Source organism: Reinekea sp. G2M2-21 (assembly GCF_015687175.1).
Classification (GTDB): domain Bacteria; phylum Pseudomonadota; class Gammaproteobacteria; order Pseudomonadales; family Natronospirillaceae; genus Reinekea.
Window position 1 is genome coordinate 200,893 of record NZ_JADPQG010000008.1, and the last position, 22,780, is coordinate 223,672.

At 50.8% G+C, this 22,780-nt stretch carries 16 protein-coding genes and 1 tRNA gene; 10 read left to right on the plus strand and 7 right to left on the minus strand.

The genetic code is table 11. The annotated features are described in order from the left end of the window. Window positions 1-106 precede the first annotated feature (106 nt). Complete coding sequence (locus IYN85_RS22395) at window positions 107-3,265, plus strand: alpha-amylase family glycosyl hydrolase (RefSeq protein WP_196161190.1); 3,159 nt, start codon at window positions 107-109, stop codon at window positions 3,263-3,265. Between the two features lie 63 nt (window positions 3,266-3,328). Here IYN85_RS22395 and IYN85_RS22400 read toward each other — a convergent pair whose 3' ends face one another. Then, window positions 3,329-4,213: a LysR family transcriptional regulator gene (locus tag IYN85_RS22400; RefSeq protein ID WP_196161191.1), complete on the minus strand. Its 885-nt coding sequence runs from the start codon at window positions 4,211-4,213 to the stop codon at window positions 3,329-3,331. A 114-nt stretch (window positions 4,214-4,327) separates the two neighbouring features. On the opposite strand from IYN85_RS22400, the gene IYN85_RS22405 reads away from it, so the two are divergent. Beyond that, window positions 4,328-5,911, plus strand: a complete 1,584-nt coding sequence (locus tag IYN85_RS22405) for an NADH-quinone oxidoreductase subunit L (protein WP_230390910.1) — start codon at window positions 4,328-4,330, stop codon at window positions 5,909-5,911. A 1-nt stretch (window position 5,912) separates the two neighbouring features. Next, a complete protein-coding gene (locus IYN85_RS22410; protein ID WP_196161193.1) occupies window positions 5,913-8,363 on the plus strand; it encodes a YbcC family protein in 2,451 nt (816 codons plus the stop codon). A 62-nt stretch (window positions 8,364-8,425) separates the two neighbouring features. On the opposite strand, the gene IYN85_RS22415 is transcribed toward IYN85_RS22410, so the two are convergent. The 3 genes from IYN85_RS22415 to hemL form a co-directional block, all read right to left on the minus strand. Next, window positions 8,426-9,814, minus strand: a complete 1,389-nt coding sequence (locus IYN85_RS22415; protein WP_196161194.1) for an alpha/beta fold hydrolase — start codon at window positions 9,812-9,814, stop codon at window positions 8,426-8,428. 75 nt (window positions 9,815-9,889) lie between these two features. Beyond that, window positions 9,890-9,976, minus strand: a tRNA-Leu gene (locus IYN85_RS22420). A 71-nt stretch (window positions 9,977-10,047) separates the two neighbouring features. Continuing rightward, on the minus strand, window positions 10,048-11,340 hold the full coding sequence (gene hemL, locus IYN85_RS22425; protein WP_196161195.1) for a glutamate-1-semialdehyde 2,1-aminomutase: 1,293 nt from the start codon (window positions 11,338-11,340) through the stop codon (window positions 10,048-10,050). A 213-nt stretch (window positions 11,341-11,553) separates the two neighbouring features. Here hemL and IYN85_RS22430 point away from each other — a divergent pair, with 213 nt between their 5' ends. Next, window positions 11,554-14,262: a LuxR C-terminal-related transcriptional regulator gene (locus IYN85_RS22430; RefSeq protein WP_196161196.1), complete on the plus strand. Its 2,709-nt coding sequence runs from the start codon at window positions 11,554-11,556 to the stop codon at window positions 14,260-14,262. Between the two features lie 723 nt (window positions 14,263-14,985). On the opposite strand, the gene hemJ is transcribed toward IYN85_RS22430, so the two are convergent. Together hemJ and IYN85_RS22440 are read right to left on the minus strand one after the other, a co-directional pair. After that, entirely contained in the window at window positions 14,986-15,405 is a 420-nt protein-coding gene (gene hemJ, locus IYN85_RS22435) for a protoporphyrinogen oxidase HemJ (protein ID WP_196161197.1), read from the minus strand. Next, window positions 15,405-17,117 (minus strand): chloride channel protein, encoded by a 1,713-nt coding sequence (locus tag IYN85_RS22440; protein ID WP_196161198.1) that lies wholly within the window; start codon window positions 17,115-17,117, stop codon window positions 15,405-15,407. The genes hemJ and IYN85_RS22440 overlap by 1 nt, the downstream gene beginning before the upstream one ends. 114 nt (window positions 17,118-17,231) lie before the next feature. Here IYN85_RS22440 and IYN85_RS22445 point away from each other — a divergent pair, with 114 nt between their 5' ends. The 4 genes from IYN85_RS22445 to IYN85_RS22460 all read left to right on the plus strand — a co-directional run bounded on the left by IYN85_RS22445 (window position 17,232) and on the right by IYN85_RS22460 (window position 19,276). Continuing rightward, complete coding sequence (locus IYN85_RS22445; RefSeq protein ID WP_196161199.1) at window positions 17,232-17,990, plus strand: DUF6776 family protein; 759 nt, start codon at window positions 17,232-17,234, stop codon at window positions 17,988-17,990. Beyond that, entirely contained in the window at window positions 17,977-18,408 is a 432-nt protein-coding gene (locus tag IYN85_RS22450; RefSeq protein ID WP_196161200.1) for a polymer-forming cytoskeletal protein, read from the plus strand. Before IYN85_RS22445 ends, IYN85_RS22450 begins: the two co-directional genes overlap by 14 nt. 78 nt (window positions 18,409-18,486) lie before the next feature. After that, complete coding sequence (erpA, locus tag IYN85_RS22455) at window positions 18,487-18,840, plus strand: iron-sulfur cluster insertion protein ErpA (RefSeq protein ID WP_196161201.1); 354 nt, start codon at window positions 18,487-18,489, stop codon at window positions 18,838-18,840. Window positions 18,841-18,853: 13 nt separating this feature from the next. Next, on the plus strand, window positions 18,854-19,276 hold the full coding sequence (locus IYN85_RS22460) for a hypothetical protein (protein ID WP_196161202.1): 423 nt from the start codon (window positions 18,854-18,856) through the stop codon (window positions 19,274-19,276). A 15-nt stretch (window positions 19,277-19,291) separates the two neighbouring features. Here the strand turns inward: IYN85_RS22460 and IYN85_RS22465 are convergent, their stop codons facing one another. Next, entirely contained in the window at window positions 19,292-20,590 is a 1,299-nt protein-coding gene (locus IYN85_RS22465; protein WP_196161203.1) for a peptidoglycan DD-metalloendopeptidase family protein, read from the minus strand. A gap of 129 nt (window positions 20,591-20,719) precedes the next feature. Between IYN85_RS22465 and tyrS the strand changes: the two genes are divergently transcribed. Continuing rightward, the gene (gene tyrS, locus IYN85_RS22470; protein ID WP_196161204.1) at window positions 20,720-21,913 is read left to right on the plus strand and encodes a tyrosine--tRNA ligase; all 1,194 of its coding nucleotides are present in this window, start codon (window positions 20,720-20,722) and stop codon (window positions 21,911-21,913) included. A 126-nt stretch (window positions 21,914-22,039) separates the two neighbouring features. After that, the gene (locus tag IYN85_RS22475; protein ID WP_196161205.1) at window positions 22,040-22,582 is read left to right on the plus strand and encodes a hypothetical protein; all 543 of its coding nucleotides are present in this window, start codon (window positions 22,040-22,042) and stop codon (window positions 22,580-22,582) included. Window positions 22,583-22,780: the final 198 nt, after the last annotated feature.

The window sequence follows — 22,780 nt, forward strand, 5'->3', positions numbered from 1 at the left end:
TTCCTCCCCGGGTTCTTGTGCCGGCTGATGCTGGGTGATGTCTACACACCCACGTAAACGCAGCAGTTTCCAAACAAAAACAAAATCAACGCCTGGAGTTGACGATATGACCATTCTTTCAATGGGTGCAAAAACCAAACTTGCGATTGCGGTCGCAGGCTGTTCTTTTGCCCTGAGCAATACGGCCTTAGCAGCAGACTATTTCGGAACCGACGACGCCTTTGCGTCGGAATCTATTTATTTCATTATGACCGACCGTTTTGTGAACGGTGATACCAGTAATGATCAACGCGCGCAGGGTACATTCGATATCGAACTGTGCCCCAATGGCACCAACATTGGCTATCTTGGCGGAGACTTCAAGGGTATCGTCAATAACGCCGATTACATCGCGGAAATGGGCTTTACCTCGGTCTGGATTACGCCCATCGTTTCGAACCCCAATGCGCAGTTCACCGGTGGGGGTGATCTCAGCTGTGGCGCCGGTATTGGCGCGGACAAAGGAAAGACCGGTTATCACGGCTATTGGGCGGATAACTTTTATCAGATCGATGAACACTGGGAATCGGCGGACCTGAGTTTCGCCCAGTTCAACACCAAGATGGAGAATGAGTTCGGTATTAAGACCGTGTTGGATATCGTCGCCAACCATGGTTCACCAGCGTATTCCATGCCCTTTCAGGTGGACAATTTCGGTAAACTGTTTGATGAACAATGGAACCTGAAAGCGGATCATCAGAACTTGCAACCCAACCAACTGGATCACAACAACCCGTTGCATCAGTGGTACAACAAAAGCGGCGGTTTGGCGCAATTGTCCGATCTGAACGAAAACAATCCTCAGGTGATGGACTATCTGGTGGGTGCTTACCTGAAATGGATTGATCAGGGCGTGGACGCATTTCGCATAGACACCATTGCCTGGATGCCGCATGCGTTCTGGAAAGAATTTTCTGACCGAATCCGTGCGGTGCACCCGGATTTTTACATGTTCGGTGAAAATTTCAATTACAACGCTGGCGCCATCGCGCAACATCAGAAGCCGGAAAACGGCAGCATTAGTGTGCTCGACTTCCCCGGCAAAGCGGCCATCACCAGTGTCTTCCAGGACCCGAATTCCGATTACGCGAATATCACCTGGTATCTGGATCTGGCGAAAGAAACCTACACTAACCCTTATGAGTTGGCGACCTTCTACGATAACCACGACATGGCGCGCATGAGTGCCGCTGGCAACAGCAACGCCTTTATCGACGCCAACAACTGGCTGTTCACCACCCGTGGTATTCCCGTGGTGTATTACGGTTCTGAAATGATGTTCATGAACGGCTTGAGTGAGCACTCCGGCAACCGGAATTATTACGGTCAGGATAACGTGAATGCCGCCCGCTCAACGCCGACTTTCCAGAGCCTGAAAGTCATCGCGAATGTGCGCAAGAATTCCATCGCGTTGCAAAAAGGTGTGCAGATTAATGGCAACATCAGCGGTCAAACCGCGACTTTATTCCGCGTTTATGAAAAAGACGGCGTCACACAAACCGCGCTGGTGATGCTCAACAAGGGCAACAGTACCGCTGCGTTCAATGTCAATGCCTTGGTCAGTGCCGGTGATTGGGTCAACGCTGAAACCGGCGAAATCATAACCTCGACGGGGTCAATCAACACCAGTGTTGGCGCACACGATGTGAAAGTGTTGCTGCTCAACGCACCGACGACCAATGCAGCAATGCTCAAAGCATTGGAAGGACCTGCGGCGAAGGTAGAAGTGACCCCTGAAATTCTGGTGGCAGGTCAGACTGTAAATGTGTCATACGCCGGCATTCAAGGCAAAACCTACGACTTGCATTGGGGTATTAATAACTGGGCCGGCGCGGGTGCGCCAGCAGGTGACGTCACCATGACATTCAATAATGAAACGCTGCGTTTTGAAGCATCAACGGTGATTCCGCTGGATGCGACTCAATTCGATTTCGTTTTCCATAACCTGACGGACAATACCTGGGATAACAACAATGGCGCCGACTGGCACGAAGCTGTGGAACCTTTCAGTTGCGATACCTGTGTTCCGGAAACCCCCACAAACCTGACGGCGACCGCAGGCGATACGCAGGTGTCCCTGAGCTGGACGGCCTCAGCCACGGCGACGTCCTACCTGATTACCGTGGTCGACAGTGATGCCCTGACGGTGGTGGAAAGTCTCACCAACAGCGCGGTTATTACGGATCTGGTCAACGGCACCACCTATGGATTTTCGGTTGTCGCGGTGAATGACAATGGTAGCAGTGACCCCACTACAGAAGTGTCGGCTACGCCATCGGAAATCGTGGTGTTTAACTCGAACCTGGGTGACGGTGCCACCTTGCACATGACCGGTCTGGCGTTTGCCAACTGGGATCCTGCGAATACTCTGTATCAGTTGCAGATGATCAACGACAACACCTGGCAAACGACGGTGGATGTTCCAACCGCGTTGAACAACACACCCTATAAATTTACGTTGAATGGTGCCTGGAGCGTCAACTGGGGTGGTGGCGCGAGCGGCACTACGACAACAGTGACGCGCGGCGGTGCCGATGCCACCGTTAATCTTGCCGCAGGTCGATATGTGTTGACCGTACAGGAAGGCAGTTCCGTCGACGCCGGTTTAAGCGTCAGCTGGGACTTGGCGGGTGATCCGGTGCTTGCGGTGAACCCTACCGTGTTGGATTTGGGTGATCTTGTCGTGGATTCAACGACGTCCGGTAACATTACTTTATCTAATGCCGGTGGTGGCGCGTTGGTGGTGAACAGTGTGGACGAATCCGCCACCTGGATGGATGCTGTACGCAGTGCATTAACCATTACCGTGAACGTGGATACAGCAGGTTTGGTGGTCGGACAGAGCTACAGCGATGTTATTGCCGTGAGTTCTAACGGCGGCGATCAGTTTGTCGAAGTTCGGTTTAATGTTGTTGCTCAACCAGCGGGAATCGACGTGACCTTTACTTGCTTCAACGGCACAACCACTCCAGGGCAAAGTGTCTACGCCATCGGCAGCATTCCGGTCTTGGGTGAGTGGGACACCGCACTTGCCGTGAAACTGACACCAACTGGTTACCCGACGTGGGAAAAAGTGATTCAATTGCCCGCTTCGACCCCAGTGGAATGGAAGTGTTTGAAGCGCGATGAGCTGGACCCAAGCAAAGATGTGGTCTGGCAGGGCGGTGCCAATAATCAGTTAACAACACCCGCAGTTGGCACGGCCAATACCGGTGGTGCTTTCTAACAATCGCTAAACAGTGTGACTGTGTTTGCCCCGCCTTATGCGGGGCTTTTTTGTTGAAGACCGTCAGGTATCTATTGTTTGGCGCAACAATTCCAACAGAATTTCTGGGACAAATTTCCGCTGCGTGGTAATGGCGTAGAAGTTTTCAAAAATGTCGGGAATGCGCTGATACTCTTCCAAAATTCCCTGTTCGATTTCATCCTTCACGACGACGGGGGGCAGCACCGATAACGCGCCCGTGTCACGCGCCAGTAGACGCAACATCGCCATGTCATTGGATTCCGCCTGAACATTGGGATCGTATTGCCAGGCTGCGCAATGTGCGTTGAACGCCATGCGGGTTTCGGTAGCCTTGCTGGTGAGTACCCAGCGCACATTCTCATAGCCTTCTGGAAACGTCGTGCTGATTTTTTGATGCTTGGGGCCAACAATGGCCAAGGGTTGCCGGGACACAAGTTTGGTTTGCCATTGGGCATCCAGCAAATCCAGACTCACCGGTCGGTTGGTTAACACCAGGTCCAGTTCATGGTTGGTCAAACCGCTCAATAACTTATCCATGCTCAGCGATGACAGTGAAAAACTGACATTCGGTTTGGCCATTAACGGACTGATAAAACGTTCGACAAAGTTTCTCGATAACGTCGTTAACACCCCAATCGACAAATGTTGCTGTTCAGGCACGGCGCCTTTTTTCAGAAAAGACTGCAACTCTTCGCCAATGCCAAAAATATCGTTGGCATAGGCCAGTACCCGTTTTCCGGTGTCAGTCAGCGTCAGGCGCCGACCCACCCGCTCAAACAAGGAAACCCCCATGGTGTGTTCCAGTTGTTTGATTTGTGCAGACAGGGCAGATTGGGAAATGTGCAGATCACGAGCGACTTGTGTCAGGTTGCCGGTGACAGCCACCCGCCAGAAATAATGCAGGTGATGATAATTCAGTCGATTCATGCTTTATCAGCCTAAATTGTTAACAAAAACAGAACGTTTTCTGAGTTTATATCTATTTTTGTTGTTTTTCTAATTGAGACATACTTTCGTTAACGTCAAATGATGGGATTTACGATGGTCTGGTTAACGTCAATGTTGTTTCTGCTCATTCCTCTTAGTCTGGCTGCCGGTGGCGTTTATGCAGGGCGCCGACCGGACTTAAATCCGGGCACGGCGATGGTGCGGCTGACGCTGGTACTGCTGGTGGTGTACCTGCTGGCGATGATCAGTGTGGCCTTCTTACCCCAGCCAGATCCCTCGGCAAGTGTACTCAGCCTGACTATTTTAAATCGCGTCATGATCGGCTTGGTGGTGTTCATGACGGTCATTCTGGCGGCGTATTCCCGTCAATATATGGCCGGTGAAGCCCGGGTGGGTTTTTACTGGCGCTGGCTTCTGTTCACCACGTCAGCGGTTGCCCTGGTGGTGATGAGTAACCATCTGTTGCTGTTTTGGCTCGGTTGGTTGGGTATTAGCTTGGCACTGCATAAATTACTGACTTTCTATCCCGACCGACCGCGGGCAGTGTTGGCAGCGCATAAAAAGTTTTTGTTGGCGCGCACGGCCGAAACCTTATTGCTGGTGGCGTTCGTACTGTTGTATCTCCAGCATCAAACGGGCTTGATCAGTGAGTTGATGGCCCATTTCAGCAGGGTTGCGGCCGATGCAACCATGACGTTGACCGTGATCGATCAGATTGCGGCAGTATTGATCGCCATCACCGCGTTGATCAAATGTGCCCAATTACCGATACACGGCTGGCTCATGCAGGTGGTGGAAGCGCCAACCCCGATCAGTGCGCTGCTGCATGCCGGTGTGATTAATCTTGGCGGTTTTTTATTAATTCTGTTCGCGCCGCTGTTCAGCCAGGTTGCGTTCGCCCAATGGACAGTGCTGATCGTTGCCGGTCTGACGACGTTGCTCTCCGCGCTGATCATGAGTACCCGGATCAGCGTCAAGGTGCGCTTGGCTTGGTCGACCAGTGCTCAAATGGGGCTTATGTTGCTGGAAGTCGCCCTTGGCTTGTATGAACTGGCACTGCTGCATCTGTTAACGCATTCGGCCTACAAAGCGCACGCTTTCTTAAATGCCGGACACGCCGTCTATGACGATATGGTGCGCCGGTTGTCTCCGGCCCGTTCCCCCAGTGTGCTTGACTGGATGGTTGCTGCCCTGGCGTCAGGCGCGTCGGTTGCGCTGGTTATCATCAGCTTGGATTATCACGGGCCATTAAGCAGTTGGGTGTTGCTGGCGTTGGCATTGACCATGCTGGTGGCACAACGGCATAGCCTGTTCGTGCGCGCCCAAGTGCTGCCGATGGCCGCCTTGGCGTTGGTACTGGCAGTAACTTATGGCGCACTGAAAACATCTTCCGGCGTTTTATTGCCAACTTATGGATTGAGTCCCGAGGCTATGTTCAGTGCGGCCGATAACTGGGCTTTGGTTCTTTTTGTCGGTCTGTTTTTCATCAGTTGGCTGTTGCGCTACCGGGCGGATAGCCCCTTGATGCAACGATTGTCGATGGTGCTGTTTGCGGGTCTTTATCTCGACGAATGGCTAACCCGGGCGACCATTAAAATCTGGCCGGTGCGGATGCCTCCACGCGAGCACGCCAAGAAACTCAAATTGACTCAATTTCAGCACGCAGAGGAATGTTGATATGACCACAGCAACGACTTTGGCCAAAGCAGCTAGTACCTCAGATTATAAGGCGTCAGGCCGAACATCATTGACCGCATCGCAACGTCAGCGGTTGGCCGTCGCGTCTGGCAATATAGCACCATCATGGCCACTGGATCAGATGATTGCGGTCAACCCGTTCTGGCCAATGCGCGATCAGCGCATTGAGTCGGTCGCGGCGCAAATGACTACGTTAGCCGGAGCCAACCTGTTGATGCCGCGCAGCTACTTTCTGGATTTGTATCGCCGTGGCGAAATATCCTCAAGCTGTCTGCAGCAGGCGGCAGAGGACATGGGTATAGCCATGACGGAAGACGAACTGGAGCATGCCTTGCGCGTCACGGAGCCAGAAACCCAATGGCACACCATTGCTGATTTCCTGGATCATCAACGCGACCCTCACAAAATGGCTTGGAATGATGAAATCACGCATCAGATCAGTCAGTTTTGCGCCGCGCATTATCAAGCCCAGCGTCCAATATTGGGTAGGGGGCAGATCAGTGACCAGCCAGACCTGTACCGCCATTGGCTTGACGTCACGCGCCACGATCGTGGTTTAAGCATTATTGTGGATGAGCCTGGGCTCAATCGGTTGTTTGGCGAACTGCCCGACGACGCTGAAACCTTGTTGGCGCAGGCTATGGCTGAACTGTATTTGGATGATCAGACGGTAGCCCCTTACGCGCATTCACTGTTATTGAGCATTAACGGGTGGGCTTCCTGGGTGGCGTACCTGCGCTGGCAAGGCGAATTGCACGCGCTACCCCGTGACGAAATGCTGGCTTTGCTGGCGATTCGTATGGCTTGGGAACTGGTGATGTGGCGCTATTTCCAACGGAATTACCCAGCCAGGTTTAAACAATTGACAGGGCTTTGGGCGCAAGCAAAGCAACAGTTACCGGACGTGTTAGCTGAGCATGAGCGGGTACAACGGCCACTCTGGGTGTGGGCGAAAGCCGCAGAGCTCAGCTATCAGCAACGTTTAAATAGCCGGTTGTTAGTCGCAGAGCCGCATCGTCAAATGAGCCCTTCTCTGCAGGCGGCATTTTGCATCGATGTGCGCTCGGAAGTGATACGCCGCGCCCTGGAAGCGCAAAGTGATGAAATACAGACCTTGGGCTTCGCGGGGTTCTTCGGCCTGCCACTTGAATACCAACCCAAAGCAGGGGCGTTAAGTCGGCCCCAACTGCCAGGTCTATTGAAGCCGTCGATCCGCGTTACCGAGGTGGCACAAGCCACGGGCGAGCCCCGTGCCCTGAATACCCGTGCCCGCTGGCAGACGTGGTCGCAGGCAGCACCTTCTGCGTTCAGTATGGTGGAATCGACCGGTTGGTGGTACGCCTTTAAGTTGCTGAAAAAATCTTTTTTCCCCTCGACAGAAGATAATCCAGTCAGTCAGTTGTCGCATCAACCGAACTGGAGACTCACTCACCAGGAACAATCGCTCACCGTGCAGGCCAAAGCCGAACTGGTGCACGGCGTGTTAACGGCTATGGGCCTGCGTGAGTTTGCCGAAACCGTTATGCTGGTCGGGCATGGTAGCCACACAACCAACAACCTGCACGCCGCGGGTCTGGACTGTGGCGCTTGTGGCGGTCAAACCGGCGAAGTTAACGTGCGGGTCCTAGCGCATCTGCTGAACGATCTGGACGTTCGCCGTGCATTGATCCCTTTGGGCATCAACATTCCGGTGCAAACGACCTTTGTCGCTGCGCTGCACAACACCACAACGGACGAGATTCGCTGTTTTACGGACACGCTGGCGAATAATCACAAAGACTGGTTGGCCGCCGCTTCCAAGCAAGCACGTCGCGAACGTGTCGCGCGCTTGGATGCCTCTTTGTCAGACGCGGACGATCGTCAGATTCAATGTGCCATTGAGCAGCGCAGCACTGACTGGTCGCAGATTCGACCGGAATGGGGTCTGGCGAATAATGCCGCGTTCATCGTGGCCCCGAGAGACTGGACCCGCAGCATTGACCTGGAAGGTCGCAGCTTTTTGCATGACTACGACTGGCAGCGTGATAGCGACTTCGCCATCCTGGAAGCGATCATGACGGCGCCAATGGTGGTGACCAACTGGATTAACATGCAATACAACGCCTCAGTCACCGATAACCGGAAATTCGGCAGCGGGAATAAATTGTTGCATAACGCAGTGGGTGGGCACATTGGTGTTTTTGAAGGCAATGGTGGCGATCTGCGCATTGGTTTAGCCATGCAGTCGGTCCATGATGGGCAGCAATGGATGCACCAACCGCAACGGTTAGCCGTATACATCGCGGCACCGCGTGAACCTATCGAACGTATCACAGCAAAGCACGACAATGTCCGGCATTTGGTCGATAATGAATGGCTTTATTTGCTGCGCTGGTCGGATGAACAACGCATTGAGCGCTACTATCAAGGGCAATGGACGACGCAAGCCTGAGTGAATAACAGGGTATTCTGACGGTACGGTTGCCGGAATACCCCTTGTCATTGCAAGGACAGTCAGTCCGGCAGCTGCAGTCGGTCGAGAGTCGCATCCACATTGTCGTGGCAGAACGACGGTAGGGGACGGTTACGCCCTTCACTGAGCAAGGTTACCAACTGGGCAAACTCTTCATCGCCGATTCCATGGCTGGGTTGCATGAAATAGCAGGTGCTCAGATCGGTGAAAATCGAGGCATAGGATTTGACGTCAGCCTGGGTAATAACCGGGTCGAAAGGAGACCAGGTGACAATGGTGGGTACGGAACTGGTTATACCGTGTAACGCGGTAAGATCGGGCACCGGCCAGCAGTAGTCAACCATTTCAGAGTAAGAGCCGTAAACCCCAAAGTCTTGGAAATTGAAAGTACTCTCTCCCGTCAACTCGTTACACTCAGTCCATATGTTTGGAATGTATTCAACCATATCTGAGTCTGAAAACGGCGCGATGCCATAGGTTGCAGGGGCGTCTCTGAGTAGATCATAGAGTTCATTAGTCATCAGACCCGCGGAAAAACCCTCGGGATGAGCCAGGTGCAGCGCCATCCATTCTTGCAGAAGGTCAAAATCAGAATACATCAGATTAAAAATACCGTAAGCCCATTCGCGCTTAGAGACCCTTTGATGATTAATGCCATAGACCGCTGCTGTCGGTGATTCAAAATGATCAATGAACTGTTGCAGCTGTTCGCGCTTTTCTGCTTGTCTCTTGCCGGGCAGGCAGGTGTCGATTAATACACAGGCTTCCGCAAACTTACGTAATGCCAGTCTGAGCTGCGTAGATTCTGACCAGATTTCCGTATCAGAAGGGATGGTGCTGACCGGCGCGTCCACCAGCAATGCACGGGTGGCCGAAGCATCCAGCAACGCCATCGCGCTGGCGACCCGGCCGCTGTAGGACGTTCCGGTGACATACCATTCGCTGATATTCAGGTGGCGGCGCAGACGGATGATGTCGTCCGCGTACGTTAAATAGTGATATTGCGTCGGGTCAATGCCAGAATCCAGCAAACGTCGTTCACAGTCGTCTGCCGGTTCGTCGTCGTAGCAATCCAATTCATTAGTTACACCATGCCCCCGCAGTTGAACGACAACAACCTGGTCAACGATAGGTGCGCCTTCCGCAAAAACAGCGATCAAACTATTGGCTGTATCATAGTCGATGCGCCCACCCGGTCCGCCGATGCCAGCGACTACCCAGGTAATGCCCTGCGTGGCCGCTTGTGGGTTGCGTTGCCATTGCCAATATTCGAGATGATGGTCGGCATCCAGTCGAAATTTTTGCATGGGCGCATCGTAGTCGAATATTATCGACGGGGTTTCTTGACGGATACCGTCCTGAATAAACAGGGCCAGTCCAAGCAGGGCAGCCGCGACCAGTGTTGCCGCGAAAGTGTTCAGCTTTGTCATTTCGTTTCCTTGAAAAATGATCAGACACAAAAAAAGCCGCTTGCGCGACTTTCAATGTTTTCACTGCGGTGAAAATGGTGCCTAGGAGAAGACTCGAACTTCCACGCCCCGAAGAGCACCAGCACCTGAAGCTGGCGTGTCTACCAATTTCACCACCTAGGCATAGCAGTGACAGTTGTTGTCAGTCCTGACAACTGGGCGCGGATAATAATGTCGCTCCGCGCACCTGTCAATCATCCAGAGATAATATTTTTTAAAACCCGTTCAGCGGCGTTAATCGTGGTTAAAATATCGTCATCGCTGTGCGCCAGAGACATGAATCCGGCTTCAAAACTGGATGGTGCCAGATAAATTCCTTCCTGCAGCATGCCATGGAAAAATGCATTGAATCGCTCTCCATCACATTTCCCAACGTCGGCAAATGAAGCGACCTGCGCTTGGTCGGTAAAGAACAACCCGAACATGCTGCCGACCTGATTACTCGTCATCGGTACGCCCAACGCTTTGGCTTTTTCGACAATACCGTTGGTTAACGCACGGGTTTTTTCGGTCAGTTGTTCATACACACCGGGCTTGCTGATTTCCTCCAGCGCGGCCAGACCTGCGGCCATAGCCACCGGGTTTCCGGATAGGGTACCAGCTTGATACACCGGGCCCACAGGTGCCAGATAATCCATGATGTCAGCACGACCGCCGAAAGCGCCGACCGGCATGCCGCCGCCGATCACCTTACCCAGTGTAGTCAGGTCGGGTTTCACACCATAGTGTGCCTGTGCCCCGCCCAGCGCGGCACGGAAACCACACATCACTTCATCAAAGATCAACACCGAACCGTGGGTATCACAGACTTCTCGCAGTGCTTCCAAAAAGCCCGGCACCGGTGGAATGCAGTTCATGTTACCGGCGATGGGCTCCACAATAACGGCCGCAATTTTATCACCGAGTTCGGCGAAGCAGGCGCGTACCGCATCTGCGTTGTTGTATTCCAGTGTGACGGTGTGTTCAGCAACGGAGGCAGGCACCCCTGGTGAGGTTGGCACACCCAAGGTCAACGCGCCGGATCCGGCTTTGATCAACAGGCTGTCTGCATGACCGTGGTAACAACCTTCAAACTTCACCAGAATGTCGCGACCGGTAAAACCACGCGCCAAGCGAATCGCCGACATAGTCGCTTCGGTTCCGGAGTTCACCATGCGAACTTTTTCGATGGACGGCATCAACTGGCAAACTTTTTCAGCCATCTGTATTTCAAGTTCCGTTGGTGCGCCAAAAGACATCGCTTTGTCGACCTGAGCGTGCACTGCTTCTAAAATGGCCGGTGCACCGTGTCCTAAAACCATAGGCCCCCAAGACAACACGTAATCAATGTACTGTTTGCCCTGGGTATCGGTCAGATAGGCGCCTTTGGCGCTGTCGAAAAAGACGGGCGTGCCACCGACCCCTTTGAACGCCCGAACCGGCGAGTTAACACCGCCTGGAATATACTGTTGGGCGCGGGAAAACAGATCTGCTGAAGGCGTAGACATAAATATTGACCATCTCTGTAGATAATTTCGCGCCTATTCTGACGAGCCAGTCGGGGTTTCGCAAACCTGAATTGCGCAGGATTGGTTAAAACTTAATCAATACGGATGGCGGATGTCATGAAAAGGGTCACTTTTGTCGGGATTATTTGAAACGAAGGCCTTTGCGTGGGTATCATGGCGCGATGTTTACAACCCTCGGATGGTCTGAGATTCATGACTGAATCTGCTCCTTCGCACTATTTAGTGCCGTCAAAGCTTTCTGTACCTTATCTGCCGCCGAATGCGATTCATCGTGTTCGAGTCGACGATGCCTTTGTCGCAGCCTGTAAACTGCCGTTGGTTGTGCTCTGTGCTCCGGCTGGTTTCGGTAAGACAACAGCCGCCTTACATGGCTTTCAGGCGCTTAAAGAAGATGAACCGGAAGCCCGGATGGCGTGGTTGTCGCTTGATCCGGAGGATACCGACCCCTATTCCTTTGCAGCCTATTTTATCTCCGCAATTGCCAAGCAGGTGCGCCTGTCTGACCAGCTGTGTCACGCCGGCGTGCATGACCGCAACACACAATTGAAATCCTTATTCGGGCAATTGTTGTTTGAGTTGGACCGTATTCACCAGCGCTTGATTGTTGTGCTCGACGATTATCACGCCATCGAGTCGGAAGAAATCCATTCGGCCGTGGCCTATCTGGCCAAACATTTGCCACCCCATGTTACGTTGGTGCTCACCACGCGCTCAGATCCCCCAGCCAGCATTATGTCGCTGCGCCTGCAAGGGCTGGTCGCTGACATGTCAGCGGAACTGCTGGGGTTCAGTGTGTCGGAGGCACAGACCTTTTTCCAGCAGGTGGGCAGTGGCTTCCAACTAGATGAGCACGACGTTAAAAAATTGCTGGAACATGTTGAAGGCTGGGCCGTCGGTTTGCAGCTTATTGTCCTAGGGTTGAAGTCCAAACCGTCTTTTGATGAATTGAAGTCGCGGTTGGAGCAAAAGGACCTGAACGCCATCGATTATTTCGATTCCGAGGTATTTGACTCGTTACCGGCAGACGTTAAAAAGTTCTTGCTCAGTACCAGCATCGTTAAACGTTTCAACGCCGATGTTGCGGAAGCGTTGACCGAGAATATCAATGTTCACGAAGTGCTGGAGTATTTGCAGCGCCAACATTTGTTTATTGTGCAATTTAATGAGCCGCAACAGTGGTTCCGTTATCATCACCTGTTGCGGGACTTTCTGAAGCACAAGTTGTTAACGCAATCCAGCGGCGATGTTCGGGAATTGCACCACAAGGCCTCGCAGGCGTTTTTGAAAATGGGTTATATCGTGGGCGCGGTGGATCATGCCATACGCTCGCAAGATCAGGAGCAGATCACTAATATCCTGCGCACTTACGGTGACGACCTGATTCACAAAGCTCACTACGATCTGGTAAAGCGTTGTTTGAAAGAGCTCAGTGATGAAACCATCACAGCCGATTATCAACTCACGCATGTTTGTTGTTGGGTCGAAGCGATCTTTGGCAACCCGAAACGGGTTGATGAAATTCTGCCGATGGCTGAAGCCAACATCACCGATGATACAAAAGACGCCAATATTAAACGGGCTGAATTCGCCACCGTGCGCTCGCAAGCGTATTTTTCGATGGGCGATTTTGTTCGCGCGGAACAGGCCGCGCGCACCGCGTTGGATTTGTTTCCCGACAACATTACCCGTCGTCAGTCGCCCTTGTTGATTTATGCAAACGTGAAGTTTGAACAGGGCGAACTGGACCGGGCGTTGTCCATTTACGAAGAAAGTGAATTGCTGAGTCGGCAAGAGGCGAATCACGATGCCGTACTGTGGAGTCTGAACCAGCAATCACAGATCTGGAAACAGCGCTGTGATTTCAATCGTTCGATAGAGCTGGCCAAAGAAGTTCAGGAATACGCTAATCAACATAATGTTAACAGCGGTTTTAATGCCTGTTTCTCCTTGTTTAGCCAGGCTGAGTTGGCGCTGGAGGCTTACCATCTACGCGAAGCCCGGCTGCTGATTAATGAAGTGGGGCTGCTCTGCCAGAACTGGGATGAATTCTGGGCGCAACATCTGTTTGGTTGGTTGTTGAAAATGGAAATGCTCAAGGGTAAACCCACGGTTGCCCGAGATCTGTCCAGCCAGCATGAAGGTATATTAGCCCGCGAAAATGTTGCCGAACATCTCATTCCTTATTCCATGGAAGTGCAGTTGCTGTACTGGTGGCAGGCTGAAGAATTCAAGAAAATTGAAACCTGGCTGAAGGCAACACCGCCCGTCGAAAAATGCCACAGCATGCGTGACTATGTTGTGTTGCGTGCTCAGATATACGGTCACATTGCGTGTCAACGGTATCAGGAAGCATCAAAACGCCTTGAGCAGGTGTATTCGCCTTTGCGCGAATTTGAAGGTCGCCCGTATCAGCTGGAGTTCATCCGCTTGGGACTGTTACAGGTTGCCTTGTTGAATCTGCAGGGCAAAGAAGACGAAGCTATGACCGAACTCATGCTCTTGTTGCCGCTCATCCAACAGTATTCCATAGTGGCTAGCATTCTGTTTTTGCGCCAATGGGTGATGCCGTTATTTGAAAAAATGGATATTGAGCAGTTACCGGAAGATCAGGCTCGGTTCGTGGAGCAACTGCTGATTCTCTATAAACAACGCAACACTTCCAGTCGTCGCGGCGAAGAAGAAGTGCCGGATGGTCTGCTGGCGTTGGGTATCTCCAAAAAAGAATGGCGGGTACTGCAGTACATCATTGACGGTAAGAGCAATGATGAGATCGCGCAAACGATGTTTATAGCGGTCAGTACCGTAAAAACCCACATCAACAACCTCTATAAGAAGTTGTCCGTGGCAAACCGAAAAGAAGCCATTGCTCTGGGTAAAGAGCTGGCCACTAGCGGTTTGTAGGATCAAAACCCGCAGGTGGTGTGTGAGCTTTTAAAATCCACCTCGCGGAATATCAACCGACAGATGCATAGCCGACCGTCGCTTCGCGTTTTAGACTGAGCACATTCCTCGATGAATACCTTTGTTGGGGATTGTCTAGTTGATAGGTAGTCTTTGAGCCAGCCCACTTGGGCTGGCTTTTTTTGTACCCCGTTGTCGATAGCAAAAACAGCACACGAGAGCGGTATTAGAGGTAAGTTTAATAACAGATCCGATAGTTCGGGTTTGCCTTTAAACAATGTCAGCCGTCGCTATAGACAACTGATCATACGTATCCACGCGGTTGTTGACAGGTCGATTGTAATGCGACAAAACAGCACATTTGCTGAATATTCGATCACAAAGACAGATTAAATAATTGAATTTCACTGCAATTGGTGTAAATAACCAACCCGCACTGCGTTGTCTCGTGCAGGGATTGCCGACGTGTCGGCGCACGCTCAAGCGACCGTTCGACCGAGCACGATAACGGGAAGAACCCCAACGCTGGCGGAAAAAGGGGGGGGCAAGCGAATCTCCCCTTGAAAAAAATCCTCCGAGAGAATCTTGCGGCGAGAAGCAAAACTGTATCGCTGGGTCGATTTCGTCCTCGACGCAAAAAACTCTCATTGCAAACCACGTCCCAGAAGGATGCCAAGGTACCAAATCAATAACGCAGAGCAAGTTCTATTCGCCGCAGAGTTGTTAAAACGGTTTTACCACAACCATGATAACAATCACGAATAAAGCGATGACGGGAATTTCATTGAACCAGCGAAACCAAACGTGGTTTTTGACATTATTGTCGTCTTTAAAATCGTTCAGAATTTTGCCGCACCAAAAATGGTAAACCACCAGTCCCAGTACGAAAGTGAGTTTGGCGTGCAGCCAACCCATTTGCAGATAACCCGGAACCAGGTAGATCAGCCAAGCACCAAAGATTAACGCAAGAATCATCGAAGGCGTCATGATGCCGCGATAAAGTTTGCGCTCCATGATTTTAAAGCGGTCCTTACTGATCTGATCTTCAGACATGGCGTGATACACGAACAATCGGGGCAGGTAAAAAATGGCGGCCATCCAGGTAATAACAAAAATTATGTGCAGTGATTTAATCCACAGCATTAGTGCAGTTCTCCTTCGGTTGTCAGTACGGCGCTGAGTTTCGAGCGTGTGACCAGGCCTATCCGGAATTCGTCCAGTGGTACCTGTATGCCCACCACATCGTCGCTTTGTAATATCTTGATGCCTTCCAGCAATGACACGTCATTGTTGATGATGGCAATCCGGCTGCGATCAGGGATCACTTTCGCCAGGTAGTCGAGCAGATCGACACTGTCTCTGTTTTCCAACAGGGTCCACTGTTCAAACTGTTTCTGCAGGGTGTTCATTGGCAATAAATAGCTGCTGGTGCCGAAGCGGAATATAACGAGCCGACGGTGGGTCGCCAGTAACTCTTCTATCGCGTGGGTATCCATGTTGCTGGAAATCACGCAGAACTGTTCCGTCGCGATTTCCGTCAGGAATCGGCTGGCCAGAGCATTGCGCATGGGGTGCGTGGTGATGTGCAAGCCCTTGTTCGCGAGCATGGTTTGAAAGATCGATGGCTGCAGGAATAAAACCTGACAGGTCAGGTTTGATAACACCACGACAATCATGGCCGGAAACATCATTTGCGCGCTCAATGATAATTCCAACACCGCGGTTAGCGCGGCCAGGGGCGCGTGCAGTAACGCGCTCATCAGGCCAGCCATACCGATCAGCGCGTAGAATGAATCGTTTCCGTCGCCCGGCGCAAGGTAGCCAATCACCGCGCCGGTGGCCATGCCGATTACCAGGGAAGGTGCCACAATGCCCGCTGGAATACCCAGACCGACCGCTGCCGACGTTGCTACAAGCTTGCCCACCAGTATCGCTAACAACAGCCACCAGGCAAATTGGCCGGTTAATATCGCGTTCATGGTGTCGTACCCAAGGCCCATGACCTGTGGCAACATCACGCCCAGTAATCCGGTAATCAGCCCAGCGAGCAAGAACCGGTACTCAACTCGCACCAGGTTCAGGCTGAGGAATTGCTTGATCAGCTTATGCATGATCGCCGCGACGACGCCCGTCGCTATCCCCGTTAGCAACAACCAAGGCCCGTCGGCGTATTCAATTGCTTTGACATCAATCTGAAAGAAAGCCGGATGATCTCCAAGAAACAACTGCGTCATGGCCGCTGCGGTGACGGATGCAGCAACAATTGGAATAAAACCATTCAGGCTGTATTCCATCAATACAACTTCCATCGCAAACATCACACCCGCTAACGGAGTACCGAAGGCGGCTGAGATAGCGGCGGCGGTGCCGCACCCGGTCAATAGACGCAACTGGCTCGGGGTACGATTGAGTTCGTACCCCATTTTGCTGGCGATGGTTGAGCCAATATGAACAGCAGGCCCTTCTTTGCCCATGCTGAAGCCGCTCGCCAGAGCGATAAGTGCGGCGAAAAACTGGTAAAAGCTGTTTATGACGGGGAGTTTTGCGCGCCCGCGCTGCAGACGGTCGATCACATGGGCAATGCCCACTTCTTGTATAGATTTCTTGGTCAGACGCGCCAGTAGGATGAGAACGACAGCGCCTGCGATTGGCAGAATGAGACGCATCCAGAAGGTAAACCCGCTAAAACCCGCTTCCGGGTTGCCATGCAGAATGGCCAGGACTGCGTCAATCGCCACCATGAACCAGGCGATGACCAAACTCGTTGCGATCCCGATTAGAATACCGAGCAGGGAAAGCAGCGCTAAACTGTTGCCCTGAAAAAAGACCATTTGCCAATGTTTCTTAAAGCGCACTGAGTTCTCTGAAGTGTGACGTTGTTTGAGCAAAACTGATCATACCCGTTTATGATGCAATTTGTTACAGTACGGCGATTATGGTTTGTGGAAGACAAGGTCTGGGACTCGTAGATGAGTAAGGTTAAAGGCTCGGCGGTAACGAACTATAGGGTTGTTCCTTATGCACCGGTGAAACACGCCGCACTTCGGTTTGCGATGGTTGTTGTCGTGGTGGGCATGGTCTACGCTGCTTTCTGGTATGGTCAGCGCAGTGGTATCCGCGAAGAAGCGGAATTGATCAGTCAGCGGAATCAGCTGTTGCAGGAAGTGACGCAAAGCACCAGCCGCGAAGAAGCGTTGCGACAGCGCGTGGCCGTATTGGAAAACGCAGCGTTTGTCGATAAGGGTTCTGTTGACGACGTACGGCAGATTAATCGCGAATTGAGCGATCAAATAGCACAGCTTGAAGAAGAAATTGCATTATATCAGGGCATAATGTCGCCTTCGGTCGACTCCGCCGGATTGACCATCCAGGAAGTGACCCTGACGCCGACGCCGGCTGAGAACCGCTATCGGTTTAAGGTCATGCTGACGCAAGTTGGTAATAACACTAATTATTTGCGCGGATTTGTCGGTATTAATGTATTAGGCGTACAAAATGGGGCCGTCGCCGCGTTCCCGTTAAAAGAATTGTCGTCTGAAATCAATGAGGTCGATATCAAATTCAGGTATCGTTACTTTCAGGACTTTAAAGGCGAACTCGTCCTTCCTGAAGGTTTTACGCCTGATCAGATACAGGTGATCGCACAGTCGGTTGGCACAAAGTCAGCGCGTGTGGAAAAAGCTTATAACTGGTCAGATTTGGAGAACGGAACTAATGTGGGGCAGTGAAAAAACCGTGGGCAAAAACGTTACGTTAATAACAGCAAAAGCAGAAATTCAGGGTGATATACGCATATCTGAGGCTCTGCAGATAGAAGGCGCCGTTAAGGGGAATATCCTGGCCGACCCGGACAGTAATGCCGAAGTTACGATAGGCATCAAAGGCATCGTTGAAGGGGAAATCCGCGCACCGCATGTCGTGATAAACGGCGAAGTCAAAGGCGATGTCTATTCATCGGATCACATTACGCTGAATAAAAATGCACTGGTCACTGGTGATGTGCATTACGTTATGATGGAAATGGTGATGGGCGCCAAGGTCAATGGCAAGCTGTTGCATGTGCCTAGCGAGAAGGGCAAAAAGTCCAAACCGGACCTGCTGACAAAGCCAACGCCAGTCGCTTCGGTGGCGTCAGAAACAAAATAATCTTGTATAAGTCGGGTGTAATAGTTGACTGTTTTGCTCAGGTATTGATAATTCCCCTTCAATTCGAGGGTATTTTGAATGACTGAAGCTACTGTTTCGATGGCGGAACCATTAATTATTACATCGGCTGCCATAAATAAAGTCCGCGAACTTGTTGCGGAAGAAGAGAATCCTGATTTGATGCTGCGGGTGTTTGTTACCGGTGGTGGCTGCGCAGGGTTTCAATACGGTTTTACTTTCGATGAAGAGCCTGCCGAAGACGACACCTTAATTGATAAGAGCGGTATCAAATTCGTCATTGATTCGTTGAGCGTGCAATATTTGGGTGGATCTACTGTTGATTATACGGAAAGCTTGGAAGGCAGCCGTTTTATCATTGAAAATCCAGCGGCAGAGACTACCTGTGGCTGTGGTTCCTCGTTCTCTATGTAAATTGCTGATCGCAATGGTCCTCGTGGTTGGGCCGTTAGCGGTTAATGCAGATTCACTTCATACCGGGGATGTTCAGGCACCGGATTTCATCGCGCAGATTGAAGCTCATACTCCTTCAGAGTTAAGTGACATATTGCATCGAGTTGACAGCTTGCTGTTGGAGCAAAGTGACTTTCCGTCGAGTCGTCCTTTAGCGCTGGTTTTGCATGGTGAAGAGGCTCGGGTTTTCTTACGTGAGAACTATCAGCAGAATCGCGAACTTGTCGATCTAGCTGCCCGTCTGGATGCCTTCAATGCCATTGATATTCAGATCTGTGAAACCTGGTTACGCGGTGCATCTGTTCCCAAAAGTGAATTGCCTGCCTTTGTTGATACTGTCCCCTATGGTCCCGCGCAAGAAAAAGCCCTGCTGGAGCAGGGCTACGAGTACTTCTGAAAAACCAGATTAAAACTATTCGAAGCTTTGCAACAGGTTGTTTGCATAGGCTTGGTCATAGACGCCTAACTGACCGATCACATTCGAGGCGTAGTTGTCAAAATCCGCTTTGAATTCTTTTGCCAACGGCTGCGCGGTCGGCAGTCTAACGGTTTGTGGGTTTTTATGGACGCCATTCACCTGGAATTCATAATGCAAGTGAGCGCCGGTCACGCGCCCTGTTGCCCCCACATAGCCTATAATCTGACCTTGTTTTATGCGGTTTCCGACCTTTGTGTACTTCGAGAACTTACTCATATGAGCGTACAGTGTGCGGATGCTTTCGCCATGCTGAATAACCACCACATTACCAAACGTGGACGAATAATTAGCTTTGATGATCTTTCCATCACCTGCGGCTTTAATCGGGGTGCCCACCGGTGCAGCGTAGTCTGTTCCTTTATGTGCCACAATCTTATTTAAAACAGGGTGCTTTCGTTTAGGGTTAAAGCTGGAAGAAATTCTGAATACATCTAATGGTGTTCGTAAGAATGCTTTTTTCATGCTATTGCCGTCAGGCGAGAAGTAATCCGTACGCCCGGACGCATCAGTGTAACGAATTGCCGTAACTTCGCGACCATTGTTAATGAACTTTGCTGCGATAATTGGACCGTCACTGAGTTTTTCGCCGTTCAGGTAATTTTCTTCATAGAGCAAGGAGAATTCATCACCCTCTCTGATATCCAACGCAAAATCGATATCCCAGCCGTAGATTGTGGCTAACTGCATTATCATGTTGTCTGACAGACCCGCGTTTAAGCCTGCCATAAACAGTGAATCGGAGATGACCGCCTTGGCGTACTTGGTATGGATTTCCGGTGTTCGTTCTATTTTGCTGATTTGCGCCGTTCGATCTTCATTGATGTCGATTTGGTAGGACAGGATTGGTGATTCATTGAAACTGATCTGTTTCAGGATGGACTCGTTGTCAAACAGGAAGATGAATTCCTGACCCGGGTAAATTTTCTCAATAGGCTTCTTGATTTCGGGATCGCTGATCAACTTATAAAGAATAGAGACTCCGGCTCCGGAACGTTCAAAAACGGTGGATAATGTATCCCCGGATTTGACGATTTCGCTGGTGGATAGCAGGAGCTGCTCGTCATCGAGAACCTCGGGTTCAGGAATGACGATATGGGCTGGTACTTCGACAACAACCGACCGGCCCTGTGACGGCCAGAGTGCGACAAGCAATACCAGAACGGAGCAGGCGGCTAACGCGAGAAAATGCGTACGCGGGAACAGCTCTGTTTTCTTAAAAATTTGAATAGTCATGATTAATGCAACAGTTAACGCCGATACTTAATGTATTTTATCAGCTTTTTAAGGTAATTGTGCTAACTGATAGCACATACTGATATAATCAACCAGTTTATTAATGTAGAAATTGTTTAAGGAGACTCCATGAACCTGGAGCAAACACTGGCCGAAATTCGCCGTGGAACGGAAGAGATTTTGGTCGATGATGAGCTTGTTGAAAAGATCAAATCTGGCAAAACGCTGCGTATTAAAGCAGGCTTTGATCCAACGGCGCCGGACCTGCATTTAGGTCACACCGTATTAATGAACAAGATGCGCCAGTTTCAGGACTTGGGTCACACTGTTATTTTCCTGATTGGTGACTTCACTGGCTTGATCGGAGATCCAACCGGTAAGAGCGCTACACGACCGCCATTAACCCCGGAAGAAATAGAGGCGAACGCCCAAACCTATAAAGAGCAGGTCTTTAAGATATTGGACCCTGCCAAGACAGAGGTCCGTTTTAATTCTGAATGGTTTGGCAAGTTGGGAGCGGACTTCATGATCAAGCTGGCTGGCAAGCAGTCGGTTGCCCGCATGCTTGAGCGAGATGATTTCAAAAAACGTTATAAAGCCAACCAATCGATCTCTATCCATGAATTCCTATACCCCTTGGTTCAGGGCTACGATTCCGTGGCGTTGGAAGCCGACATCGAGCTGGGTGGCACCGACCAGAAGTTTAACCTGTTGATGGGGCGTGAGCTGCAGAAGGGTGAAGGTCAGGACCCGCAAGTTGTGATCATGACACCGCTGCTGGAAGGTTTGGATGGCGAAAAGAAGATGTCCAAATCTTTAGGTAACTATGTCGGAATTGCTGAAGCGCCGGGAACCATGTTCCAGAAGATTGTCTCCATTCCCGATGCTCTTATGTGGCGGTGGTATGAACTGTTATCTTTTAAATCACTGGAAGATATCAGCAAGTTAAAGGCCGATGTCGAAGGTGGCGCCAATCCTCGTGACATTAAAATAGAGCTTGCACGCGAATTGGTGGCTCGTTTTCATGGTGAGGAGGCGGCAGCAAGCGCGCACAAAGGTGCCGGCAATATTATCCAGGACGGTGAAGTTCCAGAGGGCACCCCAGAGGTCGAAGTTGATCTGGAAGGCCAGGCGGACCTGCCCATCGGTGCCGTTATTAATAAGGCCGGACTTGCCAGTAACTCAGCTCAAGCGAAGGACATGTTGAAAAACGGTCGGGTAAAGGTCGAGTGGAATACGGTTGAAGCTTCTTTGAAATTGACGCCAGGGCGTTACCTGATTCAAGCCGGTAAGAAAAAGATTGCCTGGGTAATTTTAAAGTGATTTAAGCCCTATGCGCGTTGAATTGGTTGTATTTCGTATCGGCGTCAAATTTAGTTGATGTCTTTTATGTCAAAAAGATAATTTTAATAAAGCCTACTTCGATAGGCTTTTTTTGGGAGTGAAGAGTTGAAAGGAAGTCGATACTTGATGGCCTGCTTTATGATGGTGTATTTCATAAATAGCGAAGCTGGTGAGCTTAGAAGTAATGTAAGTGGATTAGGCTGGGGGATCTATAATGTGGGTTATCAATTGGATCTAAGTAGAAGAATTTCATTTGGTCCTTCTGTAACTTATGTAAATGTATCGGTTGGTGAGCAGCTCGGTTCATTGACCTCCGTTGGTCTCAAGCTGGAATTTGATTTTATCAAGCGGGAGCGTTTCGAAGCATATGTCTCCTCTTCTATAGGAACCTTTCAAGCTAATGGTGAGAGTCTTGAGCTTGATCTGAATTGTGAAAGCAGATTGTGGGGTTTGGGTGCGGCTTCAGCAGTGGGAGCCAGGTATATAAATGATGGGGGCTTTATCGTCGGTCTTGGGGTTGGAGTAGGTGCATTGTATGCACTGCTGGCCGTCGAGGAATGCGATGGTGGACTGAACCTCGTCAGCGCGTTTAATCCCAAGATTGAAGCTGTGCCCCTGGTTGACGTCACTTTAGGGTACAGGTTTTAACTTATTTTCAAATAAGGTGTTGACGTGGGTAATTAAATCCTTAATATACGCCTCCCTGCTGCTGAGGCGGCAGGGAAATCAACCGAAGTTTGGTTTCTTTTAAAGTCTTGTAAGTGATTGATTTTAAAGGAAAAAAATTAAAAATAACGGTTGACACGGTGGTTTGAATCATTAAGATACGCACCACTGAAACGGCAA